Genomic DNA, 18,793 nt, shown 5'->3' on the forward strand with positions numbered 1-18,793 from the left:
CATGGAACATTTTATAAGCCTGTTTGTCCGCGCTGTCTTTATTGAGAACATGGCGTTGGCTTTCTTCCTCGGTATGTGCACCTTTTTGGCCGTATCGAAAAATGTCACAACAGCGTTTGGTCTGGGTATTGCCGTCACGGTGGTTTTAGGGATCTCGGTTCCTGCTAATAACCTGGTGTATAACTTGGTATTGCGTGACGGTGCATTGGTTGAAGGGGTTGATCTCAGCTTTCTGAACTTTATTACATTTATTGGCGTGATTGCTGCATTAGTGCAGATTCTTGAAATGATCCTTGATCGTTATTTCCCTTCACTCTATAACGCGCTTGGCATTTTTTTACCACTGATTACGGTTAACTGTGCGATTTTTGGTGGTGTCTCTTTCATGGCGCAGCGTGACTATAACTTTTCTGAATCCATCGTGTATGGTTTTGGCTCAGGTATAGGTTGGATGTTGGCAATTGTTCTGCTGGCTTCTATCCGTGAAAAAATGAAATATGCTGATGTTCCAGCGGGTCTGAAAGGATTGGGGATCACCTTTGTCACTACGGGTTTGATGGCATTGGGTTTTATGTCCTTCTCTGGTGTCCAGTTATAAAGGCGAGAAGCGTTCATGGATATAATAATTTTAGGCGTAGTGATGTTTACCCTAATTGTGTTGGTACTGACGGCGCTGATTTTGTTCGCAAAATCAAAGTTAGTTAACACTGGAAATATTAGGGTTGAAGTTAATGGTGATCCGGAAAAGAGCTTTACCGCTCCTGCCGGTGATAAATTGCTAAATATGTTGTCAAGCCAGGGGATTTTTGTCTCTTCTGCTTGTGGTGGTGGTGGCTCTTGTGGTCAGTGCCGCGTAAAGATTAAAGATGGTGGTGGTGACATTCTGCCAACAGAGCTTTCTCACATTAGTAAGCGTGAAGCAAAAGAGGGGTGTCGTCTGGCTTGTCAGGTCAATGTAAAACAGAACCTGAAAATTAAGTTACCGGAAGAGATATTCGGTGTTAAGAAATGGGAATGTGAAGTTATCTCCAACGATAACAAAGCAACTTTCATTAAAGAGCTAAAATTGAAGATCCCTGATGGGGATGTTGTACCTTTCCGCGCAGGTGGCTATATTCAGATTGAAGCTCAGCCACATATTGCTCGTTACGAGGATTATGATGTGCCGAAAGAATACCGTGAGGACTGGGATAAATTTAATTTGTTCCGTTTTGTCTCTGAGGTGAAAGAGCCAACAGTTCGTGCTTACTCAATGGCAAACTACCCAGAAGAACACGGAATTATCATGCTTAACGTTCGTATTGCGACGCCGCCGCCAAAAAATTCGGAAGCACCTCCGGGAATTATGTCTTCTTATATTTGGTCACTAAAACCCGGTGATAAAGTGACTATTTCGGGTCCGTTCGGTGAATTTTTCGCAAAAGATACTGATGCGGAAATGATCTTCATCGGTGGTGGTGCAGGTATGGCACCAATGCGTTCTCATATCTTTGATCAGCTTAATCGATTGAATTCCAAACGTAAGATTAGCTTCTGGTATGGTGCTCGTTCTAAACGTGAAATGTTCTATACAGAGGATTTCGATCAGCTAGCGGCTGAAAATGAAAACTTTACCTGGAACGTAGCCCTATCAGATGCACTGCCTGAAGACAACTGGGATGGTTACACCGGTTTTATCCATAATGTTCTGTATGAGAATTATTTGAGGGATCATCCGGCTCCTGAAGATTGTGAGTTTTACATGTGTGGGCCTCCGGTTATGAATGCCGCGGTGATCAAAATGTTGAAAGATCTCGGTGTTGAGGATGAAAACATCATGTTAGATGATTTTGGCGGCTGATACACCATAAATAGTTTGATTTTAATGACCGGCGCGCCCACAAATTTGTGGGCGCTAACAATTCGGAAAGAGTAATTAACTGTGCGTAAAAAGATAAGTAGCTGGATAGCGTTAATATTTGCAGTATTGCTGCTGGCGGCATGCGATGGTCTGGAGCAGAAAAATATTCATGGGCAAACAATGGGGACTTACTATTCCATTAAATTTGTCACGGGTTCATCGGCTCCTTCGCCAGAAGCTCTGCAAAAAGAGATTGATCGCTTGCTGGAGGAGGTTAACGGTCAGATGTCGACATATCGCCCTGATTCTGAATTAAGTCGTTTTAATCAAAGTCGCCAAATTGATCGGCCATTCCCGGTATCACCTGCGACAGCCAAAGTGGTTAAAGAAGCGATCTACATTAATAAATTGACCGATGGCGCATTGGATGTGACGGTTGGCCCATTGGTTAATTTATGGGGGTTTGGTCCCGAAGGGCACGTGACGAAAGCACCTTCTGCGAGTGAACTGGAAAAACGCCGTGAATGGACTGGGATTGATAAACTGGTGGTAGAAGGTAATAGCCTGATTAAAACCGTTCCAGAGCTGTATATCGATTTATCATCTATCGCTAAAGGTTATGGCGTAGATGTTGTTGCTGAATATCTGGAATCACAGAATATCAAAGACTATATGGTTGACATTGGCGGTGAAGTTCGTACATCAGGTCATAATGGTAAAGATCTGCTGTGGCGGATTGCGATTGAAAAGCCATCTGACACTGGCATGGCACAAAATGCTCAGGAAGTGATAATGCCTGGGAATATGTCGATAGCGACTTCGGGTGATTACCGTAATTACTTTGAACAAAATGGCGTGCGCTATTCACATACCATTGATCCAAAAACGGGGAACCCTATTTCTCATAATTTAGTCTCTATTACGGTGATTGCTCCAGTTTGTATGAGTGCTGATGGGCTTTCTACTGGATTGAATGTTTTAGGGCCGGAAAAAGGAATGGAAGTTGCGGAAAATTTGAATATCCCGGTTTTTATGATTATAAAAACGAAAAATGGTTTTGAAGAGCGTTACAGTAAAGCCTTTGAGCCATACCTACAGAAAAATCAATGAGAAGCGGAAGGAAATGCTGAAAGTATTTATTGCTGCCTTCGTCTTTTTCCTGCTGGCTTTTGCGGGAATGTCGTTAGGCTATATGATTAAACGTAAGAGCATACAAGGGAGCTGCGGTGGTTTAAGCAGTATTGGGGTGGAAAAAGTATGTGATTGCCCAGAACCTTGTGATGCCCGTAAAAAACGTATGGCGCGTGAAGCTGCGCGGCAGGTTCAATTAGAGAAACATCGGATTATCTGAGTTTAACAAATCGGCGGAATTCTCCTTCCTGAATGCTAATTGAGAGCAAAGCGAGCTTTTAGTATTCGGGGGGAGATGGATAGCAAACAGCCCAAAGAGTTATCAGGTTGTCGTCATTGATTTTAGTATCAGGCCATATTTCGTAAACCAGACCGATTAAAACAGTGTAAAGCAAGTTTAATTTGGTGTGTGCAGGTTATTCTTTTATTTACCATAATTTCCCAGTTATGAAGAAATTAAATCCGATAATATTAATCACATAGCTTAATATCTTTTACATAGGTATTAGGTGATGCCAAAGATATTCTTTCACATACTAAATAATTCTCACTTTTTAATTTATAATCTACATAGAAAGATAGGGGGAAACTCGAAAAAAATGAGATGACAGTTATCATCCCAAAACAGTTAATAAAATTATCGTGATATTTTGGATAACGGCCAGTTATATTAAAGAAAATAACAAAAATCATGCTATATGAAAGCAGAGGAAAAGAAAAAAATATTATAAAAACAGGACCTGAGAATGTTATTTTATCTTCCATTTTAATTAAGGAAATTAGATTTTTCCCAGCAAAAAAGAAACCTGATAGAGCTAAAATAAAAATAGCAAAAGCGCCGATGATATGCATAATCTTTTTTTTATTTATCATAATCCCTCCAGTTATAAAGAAATTAAACGCAATAATATTAATCACATAGCTTAATATCTTTTACATAAGTATTAGGTGATGCCAAAGATATTCTTTCACATACTAAATAATTCTCACTTTTTAATTTATAATCTACATAAAAAGATAGGGGAAAACTTAAAATAAATGAATAAAAAGCTATTACGGCTGAATATTTAACATAGGTATCATGATGCTTGGGATAACGACCAGTTATATAAACAATAATAACTAAAACCATATGATATGAAATCAAAGGAAAAGAGAAGAATATTATAAAAATATGACCTGAGAATGTTATTTTCTCTTCCATTTTAATTAAAGAAATTAAGTTTTCCCCAGATAACAATAAACCTGATAGTGCTAAAATAAAAATAGCAATGGCACAGATTATTGGTAAGATATTTTTCTTGTTTTTCATAATCACCCCAGTTATAAAGAAATTAAACGCAATAATATTAATCACATAGCTTAATATCTTTTACATAGGTATTAGGTGATGCTAAAGATATTCTTTTACATACTAAATAATTTTCACTTTTTAATTTATAATCCACATAAAAAGATAGGGGAAAACTTAAAAAGAATGAAACAATGGCAATCACCCCAAAACAGTTAATAAAACTATCGTGATGTTTTGGCCAGCGATTTTTTATATTAAGGAAAATAACAGAAGCTATAAAGTATGAAAGAAAAGGAAAAGAAAAAAATATTATAAAAACAGGGCCTGAGAATGTTATTTTCTCTTCCATTTTAATTAAGGAAATTAGATTTTCCCCAGTCAAAAAGAAACCTGATAGTGCTAAAATAAAAATAGCAAAAGCGCCGATGATATGCATAATCTTTTTTTTATTTATCATAACCCCTCCAGTTATAAAGAAATTAAACGCAATAATATTAATCACATAGCTTAATGTTTTTCACATAGGTATTAGGCGACCTCCAGGATATTTTTTCACATATTAAATAATTTTCACTTTTTAATTTATAATCCACATAAAAAGATAGGGGAAAACTTAAAAAGAATGAAACAATGGCAATCACCTCAAAACAGTTAATAAAACTATCGTGATGTTTTGGCCAGCGATTTTTTATATTAAGGAAAATAACAGAAACTATAAAGTATGAAAGGAAAGGAAAAGCAAAAAATAGCATAAAAACAGGGACTGAGAATATTATTTTATCTTCCATTTTAACTAAGGAAATTAAATTTTCTCCGCTAGAAAAAAAAGTAAATAACGTTAGAATAATAAAAGAAAAAGCTCCTATAATATGCAAAAGCTTTTTTTTATTTACCATAATTCCCCCAGTTATGAAGAAATTGATTGAAATTAGCTTCTGGTGTTTTTGGTTTTCTTTCTAATTCTTTTTTGATCAAATTAATTATAGTTTCACTAATTTTGAAATTTTTATCTATAGAATCAAGTATATATGTCGTCAAAGCACCTACAAAAAGCATTGAGCCAGCCACAGCAATTACGCTAGCACCAGTAGCAAATGCAGTTGCTGCAAAAGTTCCAATAACCCAAGAAGCAAAGGCCGCTACTGCTGCTTTAGCGCCATATCTACTGAAATATTGCCTAAGAAATCAGCCAGCGTGTATTCATCTTTAAAGATGTATTCAACCGCTCGATAAGCTGAGGAAAATAGTATATTGAATTTAACTCCCTTAACTATGCTACTATTTATTCCCTGTTGCCCTATCCCCATAGAGATCATCTTCATGTTAGAAGCACTGTATCTTGAAGCATTGATGATTTTTCTAAGCTCCGCATGACCTGAAATTTTAATATATCTTTGCCCATTTTTACCAACATACTCTGTGGCTTTAATTCCTAATTTTTTAAATTCTCCTACTACATTTGCAAAGTCAAAAGCATCACGTATATTACCTGCATAGGGTGATATAGGATCGGTAATCGAAAACACTTTCTTTATAAATGGACTTTTTGGTTTTGGCGAATCAATATCCTCTAAAACATCTTTCGCTTCCTCTAAGGATAGTAACGCAATATACGTTGTATTCTCGTTTAACTGTTTCTCAAGACCAATAGCATCAAAGGGCTGATATTGAGGTTTCAAATGATTAATCCCAGAGTTACCTCTTAGAAAATCGCCCATATAGCTTTCCCAAGAGGGGCTGTATCTTTTATGTGTCATCGTGAAATTTCCTTTAATATTCTTAAAATCAAAAATCATCACATCGGTATTTAACGGATGGAGTTTACAATTTGAGTATAACATCGTTGTGTAAAAAAAAGCCATATTGGTTGCATAATAGCAAAATGTTGGATAATCGCAACGCATCAGCCATTATATTCCTGCATCATAATGGATAAAATCACCTCTGATGGGATAACACCATAGACTTAATCCCTTTAGGCTCGGATTTTTATAATGCTTAAAACTGAGTAACAGAACGAAGCTCCACACTTAAATGTGATTTAACCTGACGAGATAGGAATGAGGCTTTAAGTATGAAAATGAAAAAATAAATGCTTTAAATTCTATTATCCCAACCATCTCTAATAAACGAAACTATTAACTCAAACAGATAAAAAAAGCTTCTATGTTTTAGGAAAGAAATTCGGTATTAAAACCATTCACCTTTTTATTTACCCTTTTTTAGGGCAGAAACGCCTATTTTTTTAAGTTTAATTATCATGGTTTTCTTCGTAAAATAACAGCGAGAAAACGCTTTAATATGAACTGGAGTACACTCATGGTTTTCAAGTATGATAAATTTATAAAACGACCATTATTAGGCATATCAAATATTATCTAAAATATGAAAAATAAGTCTGATAATAATGTCAGTAATAGTTTTTCAATCTATCAAATCATACAGCTTATTAACTATTTAACTGAATATATTTACTCTTATAAAAAAGTTAAAGATAAAGCATTTGAGACAAACGGCAATTTTATTCATCTCAATTATGTGGGAGTATTGAGTCTTTCTGATTTATGTAATAAGATGTTCATAATAGCAATAGATCGATTTACTAAATGTAATTTTACCAGAGTGTTAGCGTTCACTAGCATTTGGGATTACTAACCGTTTACAAATTCTAAAACCTATACCTTATGGATTTCGAGGTGCATCGCGACGGCAAGGGAGCGAATCCCCGGGAGCATAGATAACGATGTGACCGGGGTGAGCGAGTGCAGCCAACAAAGAGGCAACTTGAAAGATAACGGGTATACATATCCAAGTTACTTGGATATACGGTTTAAATCTATTTTAAGAGTATCGAAATAGTGCCAGATATTTCGAATTCGTGCTGCTCTTTTTAGTTTTGGTAATTTACTCAATTAATAACTTTGGAAAATGAATGACGTAGGCAGTTTAGCTAATCCATTTTAAATAGGATTAATATGATATGCTACCTTACACGATTTGCTCTCCAAATAGTGGGATCACACTGTATTCCTGGTTTAGTAATAACTGGAACGAGTGTAAAAAAAAGCTTAATGATCATGGTGCCTTACTTTTTCGTGGATTCAACATTGAAGATGTTATTGCATTCAGAGAAGCAGTATTAAGTGCAACTCCTGAAATATTGGATTATGAAGAACCCTCAACACCACGTACTAAAGTCAATGATCGGGTGTTCACTTCTACAGAGTACCCTGCTGATCAACGAATACCTTTGCATAATGAAATGTCTTACCGGCGTACTTGGCCAAAATATTTATGGCTGTGGTCACAAAAAGCTGCTGATTCTGGTGGTCAGACAACATTGGCAGACTATAGAAAAGTGCTCCAACGTCTCTCGAATGAAACCCGCGAAGAATTTAAAAGTAAAGGTGTTTTATATGAACGACGTTATAACACTGGGTTTGACTTAACTTGGCAGCAAGTATTTCAGACTGAGGAAAGGAGAATAGTTGAAGAGAAACTCAGATCTGAAGGTGTTGACTTTGAGTGGTTAGATGAAGAGCAGTTAATCACACGACAGGTTGTACAAGGTGTTGTGACTCATCCTTACACTGGGGAAGAAAGCTGGTTTAATCAAGCGAATCTGTTCCATCCTTCCAGTTTGCCTGAAGAAGTTCAGCTTGCTTTGGAAGCTGCACTCGGTGTGGGGATATTTCCACGAATGGCGAAATATGGCGATGGTACTCTTATCAGCGCATCCACATTAATTGAAATTCGAGCCGCTATTGATGCGGAGACAGTGTATCCGGATTGGAAGAACGGTGATGTGGCGGTTGTTGACAACCTTGCCGTTGCCCACGGCAGGGAACCGTTTAGTGGAGCACGCAAAGTCTATGTGATCATGGCTTCACCAATGCATTGCAATTTTTTCCTGCCAAATGAGGACATGAGATGCAAACATGGGACACTTTGACAGAATCAAGAACTTGTGCAGATCTTTTTGCCAATTCAGTAACCACTTCAGATTCATTATATGCTGTACGCCATGACAACATTGCACTTACTTATAAAGAATTGGCAGGGAAGGCTGGTGCCATTGCTCAATTACTCATTTCACAAGGAGTGGTAAATGGTGATGTTGTGGCAATTTTTATGGAAAGATCTGCTACAAGTCTTGTAGCTGCATTGGCTATCTGGGCCGTTGGCGCTGCATATATTCAGTTAGAGGTCAGCGAACCCGACAGTAGAATTAATGAATTAATAGAGCGTGCAGGCGGGGTTACAGTATTAACTGATGATTTGAACTGCCGACGTATTGAACACCATTCTTACATTAATCTTGATAGACAAATATTAGATCCACAGGAATATATTCCGGTATCAGGTCGCAAAGCCGGTGATTTGGCTTATTTGGTATCAACTTCCGGTTCAACAGGAATTCCCAAACTTGTTGCAATTGAACACAGCAGTATCATGAATTACGTCTCGGCATTTGTTGAGCGTGTATCACCAATACCCTCCAGTTTGGCGAGTACAACAACTTTTGCTTCGGATCTTGGTAATACGTCTATTTTCGTTGCTCTGCTAACAGGTCGTACCCTTGAGCTTATCAATCGAGAAATGATGCTGGACTCAATCGAGCTTGCTAAGCATATCAGTAAATTTTCAATTGAAATGTTGAAATGCACGCCTTCGCAATTAGAGATGTTATCCAGAGAAGGTAACCTTTCGGAATTATTACCTGAAAAAGTACTTATTATTGGTGGGGAAGAACTAACTTCGGCACTTGCTAAAACTTTATTTGCAGCAAACCCCAATCTGAGAATATTTAATCACTATGGCCCTTCGGAAACGACTATTGGTGTATTAATGCATCAGCTAAATGGAACACGCCTAGGCAATGACTCAATTCCAATCGGTAAGCCCTTAAATGGTGTTGAAATAGCTGTATTGGACGACGCCAGGCGACCAGTTTCCCCCGGGGAAGTGGGGCAACTATATATAGGAGGGCGTGCGCTGGCCAGAGGCTATCATGGGGATCAAGATCTGACAGAAATTCACTTTGTTGATATCTTTGGACGTAGGTTTTATGCCAGTGGTGATTTGGTTAAACAAAACGAGCAAGGCAACTATTTATTTATCGGGCGCGTGGATCGCCAGCTCAAAATCCGTGGATATCGAATCCAGCCTAAAGAGATTGAGAATGCCTTGCTTGCTGAACCTGGGATTAAGCAGGTTGTTGTTACCAGTGTAAAATCTGAGTTTCACCAGATTGATGAACTGGTTGCTTATGTTGTGGGTACTGCGAGAGAGAATGAACTACTTTCAAACTTAGCTACCCGATTACCGGCCAGTCATATTCCATCCAGAATCTACAACATTGATGAAATCCTTGTTAATGCTAATGGAAAGCTTGATATAGCGCGTTTGCAGGCTTCTGTTAATACTGTTGAATCGATTTCTTCTGATGTTACCGTTCCTCGTAATGACATAGAAAAGCTTATCTTAGATATTTGGCGTGAAGTGCTTAAGCGTGATGATATTGATATGCAGGCTAAATTCCTGGAGTCGGGAGGTGACTCATTCAAGTCGTTAGTGGTTTTTGGGCGATTACGTCGTCATTTTCCAAATCTCACTGTTGCCCAACTATTTAAATATCCATCCATTGGGTCCTTAGCCAAAGTGCTCGGTGGCGAGAGTACAGCTCCCAATAAAACTAAGGTGGTACAGTTGTGACGACACTATATTCAGATGATGCGGTCGCCATAATTGGCGTCTCTTTTCGGTTACCACAATGCTCAAATTGGCGTGAATTGATTGATATTTTGGCTGACGGTCGGGACTGCATTCGCCCAATACCTGAAAGTCGGGTGGCTAATACGGGGCAAATTCTTACAGGCAATGAGAAAGAGGGGGGATGGCTTGATGAAATTACCGGGTTCGATCACCGTTATTTTGGTATTGCACTAAGTGAAGCCGAATATATCGATCCCAGACAACGTATAGGGCTTCAACTGGCTACAGAAGCGATTGTCAATGCGGGATACACTCTGAAAGAGTTATCTGATGCGCGTACAGCAGTACTTGTTGCTGCGCACGGCGGGCCGCATCCAGATCTTTTTCAGTCGTTATCGGTACAGGGAAAAGCCAATCCGTTCGCTTTCATCGGCAGCTTGCATGCTTTTTCGGCGGGTCGCATTGCGTATCTGCTTGATCTGCGTGGCCCAGTTTATGCCATAGATACGGGATGTTCATCATTTTTGGTCGCACTTCACGAAGCACGGAACAAGATTCTGACAGGGGAGGCTGATTTTGCTCTGGTAGGAGGCTGTGAACTTGTTTTAGGTACCTTGCCTCAGAGTAGTAAGAACTCAAGTGGGTTAGGGGTTGAGTCAATGACAGATCGATGCCGTCCTTTCGATGCAATGGCTGATGGTGCTGGATTTGGGGAAGGAGGCGGTTTTGTTCTGCTTAAACGGTTGAGTCGTGCACATCAAGATCATGATGTTATCCATGCTGTCATACGAGGGAGTGCGATTAATCATGACGGTGGCCGTAGCAATGGTATCACTGCACCTAGCAGCATCGCACAAACCGAGGTGATTACGGCAGCATGGCATCAAGCAGGGGTCACAGCTACTGATATTGGTTACATAGAAGCTCATGGTACGGGCACTAAAATTGGTGATCCGATAGAAGTACAAGGTTTAGTCGATACATTTGCCGCTTATGACGTGCAACAGGAGTCTTGTGTCATCTCTTCTGTAAAAAGTAATTTTGGACATTTAAGTGGTATGGCTGGGTTGGCGGGGCTTGTTCGTATTATAGCTCAATTCCGCACTGGTCAGATTTTCCCTACGGCTCACTTCCAACAGTTGAATCCATTGTGTAGATCTACAGAAGAGCTGCCGATACGTGTCTCTTCTTCTTGTGAGCCGTGGCCACGTCAAGGTCAGCGTCCTTACTGCGCGGGAATCAGTGGGTTTGGGCTAAGTGGTACTAATGTGCATTTAGTCGTTGAAGAGGCCCCCTCAACTTTAAGGCACAAAAAATATGAGATAAATGAGAGATTGGTGCTGATATCGGCACAGACGACACAAGATCTCAGCACTTACCTAAGTGCTATAACTAATGCGTTATCTTCAACCGAAGCATCAATTGACGAGATTGCCGATATATTAATGTTGGGACGGGAGCATTTCCCATATCGTTGGAGCTGTGTGGCTTCATCTGTTTCGCATTTAGTGCAGCAACTCACGAACCACGGTTCAATCTCGCTATCTTCATCTTCACCATCATCTTCGTTATCTGTTGGTCTTATTTTTGATGAATGCTCTCCAATAGATATTCAACTATTGATGAAACGAGGAGAAACATTTCCAGCTTTTCATCGTGTAATAAAACAAGCAGAGAACTTATGTTCAGGGAAAACTTGGACGCTTCGGCAGCGCTGGATTATTTGGTTGTTGGGACATCACGCGGTATTGACAGCGTTTGGGGTGACAATTGACTTATTACTGGCCTACGGTGTGGGGAAATTGGCCGCACAGGTCGTCGATGGTGGTCTTGAATTTGTTGATGCATTGCGTCTTGCTGATGAACCGGTCACTGATTCAACATTTGATCACCAGCGTTTGCAAACCTTGTTGCAAGAACAGGCTGAACTATGCTTGGTGAGATTCAGTCGTTGTGGTGAGCTTGCAACAGCCATTAACACGTTGGGTTATCAGTCATACGATAGTGAAAGATCTCTGTTGACATTGCTTGGAGATTGGTTTGTCAATGGAGCCAATCTAGATTGGCAGCAAGGGTGTGAACGCAAGATAAATCGTCGTCTTGAACTGCCATTTGCTCCTTTTGTTGCCACCTATTGCTGGCCAGAGACTATTGAGAACCCTGCTATGGTTTCTGATGTTGTACCGCACACTTCGATATCAAATTCAGGAGAAAATGTTGAAGAGATATTGTTGACTCAGGTCAGAGAAGTGCTGAAAGAGCCGAAATTAACACTTGATGATGATTTTTTTGCGGCTGGAGGTAATTCACTTAATGGTGAGCAACTTGTGGTTCGGCTGAACGAGGTATTAGGTACGGATCTGAAATTGATAGATTTGTTGGATTGCCTGGATCTGAATGAGTTTTATCAATTGGTGAAAGACAGTGTTCAATTATCCTCCGTATCTACAACACCGGAGATAGAAACAAGGAACAATAAACATGTACTTTCTGGTCAGCAATTAGCAATTTGGGCGGCAACGGAAATTGCTGGTGAGTCTGGCGCTTATAATGTTCCCGCTGCTCTGCTTATCAATGCGGAGGCGGATGTTGCCTGGTTGGAAAAAACGCTAACTGAACTTGTCTTACAACAGTTGATGCTGCGTTGTAGTCTGGAATACAACGAACAAGGCGTTAACCCGGTAATCCATCCTCCGATGCAGGTCAAACTGGTTCATAGTGAAGTCGATTTAACAAAATACACTATTGCAACGGGCATACCCGTTCTGACTCAGCGTCTACAGCAGATGGTTGAAACGCCGCTCTCACCTTATGGTATTCCTCCCACACGATTCGAACTGTTGCAAGTGAATTTTAGCGATGGAGTACGTCAAGCACTATTGCTGAATTTTCATCACCTGTTTTTTGATGGCTGGTCATGGCGATTGGTATTGGCAGCTCTTAGTGGTGGCAAGATATCTCCGCCTGTGAACGACTATTTAAATTACGCGATGGAGCAATATACCTTACTTGAAAGTGAACAGGGTCGAAAACTGGAGGCTTTCTGGTATGGATATTTGGCAAACATCCCAATTCTGCTGCTGCCTTGTGATGGTGAGGGCGGGACAGCATCTAACCTCCAGGGTGCTAATTTACCTGTGATGATATCGAAGGATGTTACCGAGAGGTTGAGGCAGATGGCGATGAATTCTCGCGTAACGGTACAAATGATAATGTTGACAACTTGGGTGGCATTACAATGGCAGATAAGTGCGCAGCATGATATTTGTGTTGCTATGCCGGTGGCTAACCGGCAACTGAAAGATGAAAACACCATTGGTTGTTATGTTAATACCGTGATTGTGCGTGCACGGCTTGATCCACACCAGCCATTTCACGTAGTGCTGAATGCGGTTAGGCAGGCATCACTCAGCGCGATTTCACATAGTGCATTTCCTTCTGATCGAATCCAGAAACTGATGGCAAATACCTCCTATCATCTCACCATGTTTGATTTTCAGAATGATGTTGATCCTATTAGGGTATTAGGGGGAAATGGAGCCGTTGTCGAATTGCTGGATGTCGATCCTAATGGCGCGAAATATCCGCTCAATCTTACCTGTATTGAATATGGTGATGAGCTTCAAGCGCGATTGGAATATTCCGCTGCCCTTTTCTCACAAGACACGGTTTCTCGCTGGTTGAATATTTATATAGAGGCACTGACACGGCTGATGACATTAGGCGAAGAAACCACTCTTTTCGCCTTGTTTGATGGTCAAGACGATGTTCTTAGCGATATTCCAGATTTTCAGTTCTAGATGTGGATAAAAAAATGACAACTATGAAGCTGATTGATCGTGAATACTGGCTGATGCGGGTTGGTGATTTAACTAAGGCCGCTGCCACAACCGCAGATATTTTTCCTCACCATGAGGGATCTCTGGTAAGTGCGCAATGTCCGCTTTTCCCCACCGTTACTGACCGGCTAAAACAAGTAGCGGGCAACTCTGAATTGCTGACATGGGCAATTTTGGCGGCAGTGACTAGTATCGTGTTGCGCCGTATTGGGGGCGTATCCTCTGTTGTGTTGCATATTAACACCGAACAAGGCAAGCGTTTGCCTGTCTTATTGACGGTACCTCCTGCCGTGACTTTTCGTGAATGGTTAAGCCATGTTCGCATGGCCGCTGTTGAGGCTATTAATCATGGATCGATAGACAAGGTGCTGTTGATGCCGTTTTTGGAGCATTTCATGCCTATTGTCGTTAATTGCGCTCAGACGGAAACTGGGATAGCTATCGAGCTTATTGATGGTGTAGTGAGTGTGAGTGGAATTGTTGCTGCGACTCAGACGCTTCATCACTTAGCGGCAGGTATCGCGACACTGTTAAACAAGGGGCTTTTCGATCTCGACATCTGTCTAAATAATATGGCTATCGTCGATGACGCGATGCAAACAAAATTGCTAGCCAGATTCAATTCCCAACCTGATTATAGCTCAGGAAAATCATTTTATCGGCTAGTGTTGGAGCAAGCGGAAAGTAACCCCCATGCGATAGCTCTCCGTGATAAAACAGAATCGCTTACCTATCGGGAACTATTTCAGTTGGCGTTATCGGTAGCATTGAAGTTAAAAAATGCTGGCATTAGTGCCGATGATATTGTGGCGCTTTCAGCACCACGCAGCGCTCGATTTATTGCTGTTGCTACCGGTATTTTCTTCTCGGGTGGTGCTTACTTACCTATTGATCCAACTTTACCGAAAGCCCGGCAACAGCACATGCTAAAACATGCGAAGGCATTGATTGCAGATCATGTTGTGGATATGCCGCAGATAGTTTGGTTCTCATTCAGTGAACTTAGTTTTCAAAGCCCGGTTTTAGTGGATGGTGATGAGATAAAGTTACTTAATCAGCAGGTAACTGAGCCATCACCAAGCGAATTAGCTTATGTAATCTTTACTTCAGGCTCGACAGGTCTTCCTAAAGGTGTAGGAATTGAACATCGTTCTTTCCTTAATTTACTGGTATTTCAGGTCCAAAACTGTGAATTGAAACTAGGGGTGACATTGCCGCAAACAGCACCCATTTCGTTTGATATCTCAGTTTGGCAAATGTTTACTGGATTGACCGTAGGTGCGACGGTTTCCATTGTCTCTGATGATGTTGTAAAAGATCCTCAAGAGTTAATTCAATACATTATTGAGCAGAAATTTGAATATATTGAACTAGTTCCTTCGCTCATTGCAGTTATCCTGGATATCCTTGAACAATCGATTTCATTGAAGATGCGGGTTCAGCGGCAGTTACGTGGGATGATCTCAACTGGAGAAGTGTTAAGTACGGATCTAGCACGTCGCTGGCATCAGTGTATGCCAATGGTGACACTGCTAAATGCTTATGGTCCCGCTGAGTGTACCGATGATGTGACTCAAGGAAAGGTCGAAGAGCAATCTGATGGGCTATATTGTCCAGTGGGTACGCCTTTGCCAAACGTGACAATTTATGTATTAGATAAAGATTTTCAACTTGTTCCTCCAATGGTCGGTGGTGAAATTTTCGTTGGTGGGCCGAATGTCGGGCGAGGATACATCGGCAGTAATCGCTTCACGGCGGCGGCTTTTTTGCCGGACCCATTTCTGCCTGTCCCGGGTGCCCGTATGTATCGGACGGGTGATCGTGGTCGTTGGCGAGAGGATGGCATATTGGAGTGCCTTGGCCGGGCCGACAACCAGGTGAAGATTCGTGGTCGCCGCGTCGAACTTGGAGAAATTGAAGCGGTGCTGGCAAACCATCCGGATGTAGCGATGTGTGCGGTTGAACTTGTTGATATGAGTGGCTTTGAGCAATTAAGTGCTTTCGTGACGCAGACGAGTGATACCGTTGTGGATGCCAGATCATTGAGTAAATTTTTGGCTGAGCAATTGCCGGATTATATGGTGCCGAGCAAGTTTTATTTTCTTGATGCACTGTTATGTAATGCTAATGGTAAAGTCGATCGTAAGCAATTAAAGGCACTGGCAAAACAACAACCTGAATCTGCTTCTTATGTTGCACCACGCAGCAAGTTGGAACAACAGCTTTGTGATTTATGGTGTAAATACCTCAAGCTAGCCAAAGTGGGCATCACGGATGATTTTTTCGCTTTGGGTGGGGATTCCATTATTGGTATCCGTCTGATACATGAGGCGGGCTCTTTGGGGATCAATTTGCGTCCTCGTCATGTGCTTGAACATCCAACTATCGCTTCACTTGCAAAACTGGCGAGTACCAAAGGTGAAATGGCAGCAAATTCAACTCCGCGTATAGAAAAAGCACCATTGACATCAATCCAACAATGGTTTTTCGAGCAGCGATTTTCTGAACAGCACCATTGGAATCAGTCACATGTGATCAGTACAACGGAGCCGTTAAATGCAGAAGCATTATCCTTGGCGATACAGTCATTAGTTGAGCACCATGAACAATTGCGAGTTTGTTTTCCCAAAGAGAAGGGAAAGCATTATCAAGCCTTGCGCTCGCCTTATGACAACTTACTTTGGTTCGCTGAATCAGATTGTTCGGAAGAAACCATCGCCAATGAGGCTCATGCATCATTATCAATCGAGGAAGGACCGTTACTACGAATTGTAATGTTGGATGATTTTCGAGTTTTGCTGACATTACATCACTTAATTGTGGATCAAGTTTCCTGGCAAATCTTGCTGGAAGATCTTGAAACTGCGTATCAGGCTATTATTCAAAAAGAAATGCCGAGGTTTCCGAGGAAAAGCACGCAATATCTCTATTGGTCTCAGCAACAAGCAGCAATATCTCCCCAAATACTTCCTCCGATCCAGTTAACTGCACCAATTGATGTGGTACAGGTGAATAGTCATGTAAGTAACCTTTATGGCAAACGTTCGGTTGCTGAGGTCAAGTTATCTGAGTCAGAAACACAATATATTCAGGAAATTTCGGCATTAGTGCCTAACGGAGGAATACCTGCGGTTCTTTTGACGGGACTTGCAAATACCATTGCTGTTGAACAGGGTAACGGTCAACTCTTGATTGAGTTGGAAGGTTATGGCAGGCAAGAGGAAAACAAGTCTATTGACGTAATGCGAACTGTGGGGTGGTTTACAACAATAGGCCCCTTTGTGCTACCGGTCAATGCTATGGTTACGGTAGTCGAAGTTGCGACTGCAATGGTTGAAGCTAGTCCCTATATCAAGACCCATTTACAACAAACTTATGTTATGGAGCAGAATCCAAATATTGGATTCAACTACTTAGGGCGCTTCAATACGAAGCAGCAGAATGATGGCTTTTTCAGTGTAGAAGAAGATATTGGAATGCGGCGGGCAGCAACGGGGCACCGTCCACTGGAATGGGAAATCAATGCGGCCATCGTTGATGGGAAACTGATTATTACCCTTGAGTACATCCCCTCCCGTCATAATGAAGCTGCAATTAATGTGTTGTTAGCCAAGTGGAAGAGTGCACTAACCAAAGTCAGATATGCACCGAATGAATTAAGTGATCTGGCCCCTTTGACACCAGCTCAGCATGCCTTTTTTGAGCGTGATAATCCAAATGAAAATCATTGTAATCATGGTGTGTTGTTTACACTGAGTCGCACTTTGTCATTGGAGACTGTTGAACAGGCAGCAGCAGCGCTATTGGCCCGATTCCCTATTTTGGGAGCCAGCTTTATGGTTACTACATTGGGGAGGTGGCAAGGAATTAACCCGCAAGCCCGTATCGCAATTGAACAATTTGAATTGCAGCAGATAGCCCTAAATAGCTTATCGCAGAAAATTACTGAGTTAGCGAATATAGGTCATAAGTCGTTAGATCTGCTGAATGGGCCAATCTGCCGCATACAACTTTATCGAACTGCTCATAATTTGCCGGACAAGTTGTTGATTATAGTTCACCACTTGGTAGTCGATCCTTATTCCTGGGATTTACTTACAGAGGATTTAGCGGCGTTGCTTGGCGGAGCTGAAGCCCATGAATTAGATATTCCGACAACTTCGTATCTCGCTTGGGCCAGGCGTTTACACCGATTGGTGCAGGATGATCCAGCGTTGTTTGGTGTTCATTATTGGCTTTCACAACCTTATGAACAGGCACAGCAGTTAGTAAGTACGGATGCTATTGGCATTGAGGCGAATAGGGTTGAGCAAACAACAGTATTTGATGAAGTACAGACTCAGCAGTTTTTAAAACCATCTGAGCACAGTCAACTTCCCGTACTTGCCCGATTACTGACTCTGCTTGCGCGGTCTTTAGAAAGCCATTTTCTTTCCAGTGCCAACAATATCCTTGTTGAGTTGGGAGGACATGGTCGAGAAGACCTATTCGACGAAGTTGATTTAGGACGCACTATCGGCTGGTTTACATGTGGTTTTCCGTTCCTGTTGCCCTTTTCGATGGGACGCAGTTTTGATGAACATGCAACTGATGTGGCGCGGTTGTTACGTGAGGTACCTGTTCGAGGGTTTGGCTTTGAAGCACTTCGCTATCTTTCTGTTAATCCTAAAATCACCGAAAAATTAAAGGCAATTCCTCGACCACAATTAAGACTGGATTTTGAAGGAGAGCTTTTATTTCTGAATACACCTGATGAGGAGAAAGTTAATCCGATCTTTATTGATATCACCACAGAGGGAACGGGTTACTGGAATCCTCAGGTAACACCGATGGATTATTTGCTTTGCTTTAACATCAGTGTGAATGATGGGCAGATGGAAATTCGTGCTCAATTTGCAGGTGATGTCATGCCAAAAGAGCAAATAAAAACGGTCCTATCTGAATTTAATGAACGGATAACTCATAAAAATTAAT

The 18,793-nt window shown here is 41.2% G+C and carries 14 protein-coding genes; 8 read left to right on the forward strand and 6 right to left on the reverse strand.

Annotated elements, in window-relative coordinates; all coding sequences use genetic code 11:
* The first annotated feature begins 1 nt into the window (after position 1).
* The 4 genes from nqrE to nqrM all read left to right on the forward strand — a co-directional run bounded on the left by nqrE (position 2) and on the right by nqrM (position 3,191).
* Entirely contained in the window at positions 2 to 598 is a 597-nt protein-coding gene (nqrE, locus tag AACQ38_RS11155) for an NADH:ubiquinone reductase (Na(+)-transporting) subunit E (protein ID WP_011145527.1), read from the forward strand.
* A 15-nt stretch (positions 599 to 613) separates the two neighbouring features.
* Positions 614 to 1,840 (forward strand): NADH:ubiquinone reductase (Na(+)-transporting) subunit F, encoded by a 1,227-nt coding sequence (gene nqrF, locus AACQ38_RS11160; RefSeq protein ID WP_011145528.1) that lies wholly within the window; start codon positions 614 to 616, stop codon positions 1,838 to 1,840.
* 81 nt (positions 1,841 to 1,921) lie between these two features.
* The gene (locus AACQ38_RS11165; protein ID WP_165578126.1) at positions 1,922 to 2,950 is read left to right on the forward strand and encodes an FAD:protein FMN transferase; all 1,029 of its coding nucleotides are present in this window, start codon (positions 1,922 to 1,924) and stop codon (positions 2,948 to 2,950) included.
* A 13-nt stretch (positions 2,951 to 2,963) separates the two neighbouring features.
* Complete coding sequence (gene nqrM, locus AACQ38_RS11170; RefSeq protein WP_041379971.1) at positions 2,964 to 3,191, forward strand: (Na+)-NQR maturation NqrM; 228 nt, start codon at positions 2,964 to 2,966, stop codon at positions 3,189 to 3,191.
* Positions 3,192 to 3,442: 251 nt separating this feature from the next.
* Here the strand turns inward: nqrM and AACQ38_RS11175 are convergent, their stop codons facing one another.
* The 6 genes from AACQ38_RS11175 to AACQ38_RS11200 form a co-directional block, all read right to left on the reverse strand.
* The gene (locus AACQ38_RS11175; RefSeq protein WP_165578127.1) at positions 3,443 to 3,844 is read right to left on the reverse strand and encodes a DUF1240 domain-containing protein; all 402 of its coding nucleotides are present in this window, start codon (positions 3,842 to 3,844) and stop codon (positions 3,443 to 3,445) included.
* A 37-nt stretch (positions 3,845 to 3,881) separates the two neighbouring features.
* Positions 3,882 to 4,283, reverse strand: coding sequence for a DUF1240 domain-containing protein (locus AACQ38_RS11180; RefSeq protein WP_165578128.1), 402 nt, complete (start codon positions 4,281 to 4,283; stop codon positions 3,882 to 3,884).
* 37 nt (positions 4,284 to 4,320) lie between these two features.
* On the reverse strand, positions 4,321 to 4,722 hold the full coding sequence (locus AACQ38_RS11185; protein WP_165578129.1) for a DUF1240 domain-containing protein: 402 nt from the start codon (positions 4,720 to 4,722) through the stop codon (positions 4,321 to 4,323).
* A gap of 37 nt (positions 4,723 to 4,759) precedes the next feature.
* On the reverse strand, positions 4,760 to 5,161 hold the full coding sequence (locus tag AACQ38_RS11190) for a DUF1240 domain-containing protein (protein ID WP_165578130.1): 402 nt from the start codon (positions 5,159 to 5,161) through the stop codon (positions 4,760 to 4,762).
* The gene (locus AACQ38_RS11195; RefSeq protein WP_165578131.1) at positions 5,151 to 5,333 is read right to left on the reverse strand and encodes a hypothetical protein; all 183 of its coding nucleotides are present in this window, start codon (positions 5,331 to 5,333) and stop codon (positions 5,151 to 5,153) included. Before AACQ38_RS11195 ends, AACQ38_RS11190 begins: the two co-directional genes overlap by 11 nt.
* 71 nt (positions 5,334 to 5,404) lie before the next feature.
* Positions 5,405 to 6,169, reverse strand: coding sequence for a hypothetical protein (locus AACQ38_RS11200; RefSeq protein WP_339367042.1), 765 nt, complete (start codon positions 6,167 to 6,169; stop codon positions 5,405 to 5,407).
* 1,076 nt (positions 6,170 to 7,245) lie between these two features.
* Here AACQ38_RS11200 and AACQ38_RS11205 point away from each other — a divergent pair.
* Genes AACQ38_RS11205 through AACQ38_RS11220 form a run of 4 tightly spaced genes read left to right on the forward strand, consistent with a single transcriptional unit; the run spans position 7,246 to position 18,792 of the window.
* Positions 7,246 to 8,217 carry a TauD/TfdA family dioxygenase gene (locus tag AACQ38_RS11205; RefSeq protein WP_165578132.1) on the forward strand — a complete coding sequence of 324 codons (972 nt, stop codon included), beginning with the start codon at positions 7,246 to 7,248 and terminating at the stop codon, positions 8,215 to 8,217.
* Entirely contained in the window at positions 8,196 to 9,980 is a 1,785-nt protein-coding gene (locus AACQ38_RS11210; RefSeq protein ID WP_165578133.1) for a non-ribosomal peptide synthetase, read from the forward strand. The genes AACQ38_RS11205 and AACQ38_RS11210 overlap by 22 nt, the downstream gene beginning before the upstream one ends.
* Positions 9,977 to 13,780, forward strand: a complete 3,804-nt coding sequence (locus AACQ38_RS11215; protein ID WP_165578134.1) for a beta-ketoacyl synthase N-terminal-like domain-containing protein — start codon at positions 9,977 to 9,979, stop codon at positions 13,778 to 13,780. The genes AACQ38_RS11210 and AACQ38_RS11215 overlap by 4 nt, the downstream gene beginning before the upstream one ends.
* A gap of 14 nt (positions 13,781 to 13,794) precedes the next feature.
* The gene (locus AACQ38_RS11220; protein ID WP_165578135.1) at positions 13,795 to 18,792 is read left to right on the forward strand and encodes a non-ribosomal peptide synthetase; all 4,998 of its coding nucleotides are present in this window, start codon (positions 13,795 to 13,797) and stop codon (positions 18,790 to 18,792) included.
* Position 18,793 lies beyond the last annotated feature (1 nt).

The sequence above is a fragment of the Photorhabdus sp. RW14-46 genome (genome assembly GCF_963887965.1).
Taxonomy (GTDB): Bacteria; Pseudomonadota; Gammaproteobacteria; order Enterobacterales; family Enterobacteriaceae; genus Photorhabdus; species Photorhabdus laumondii.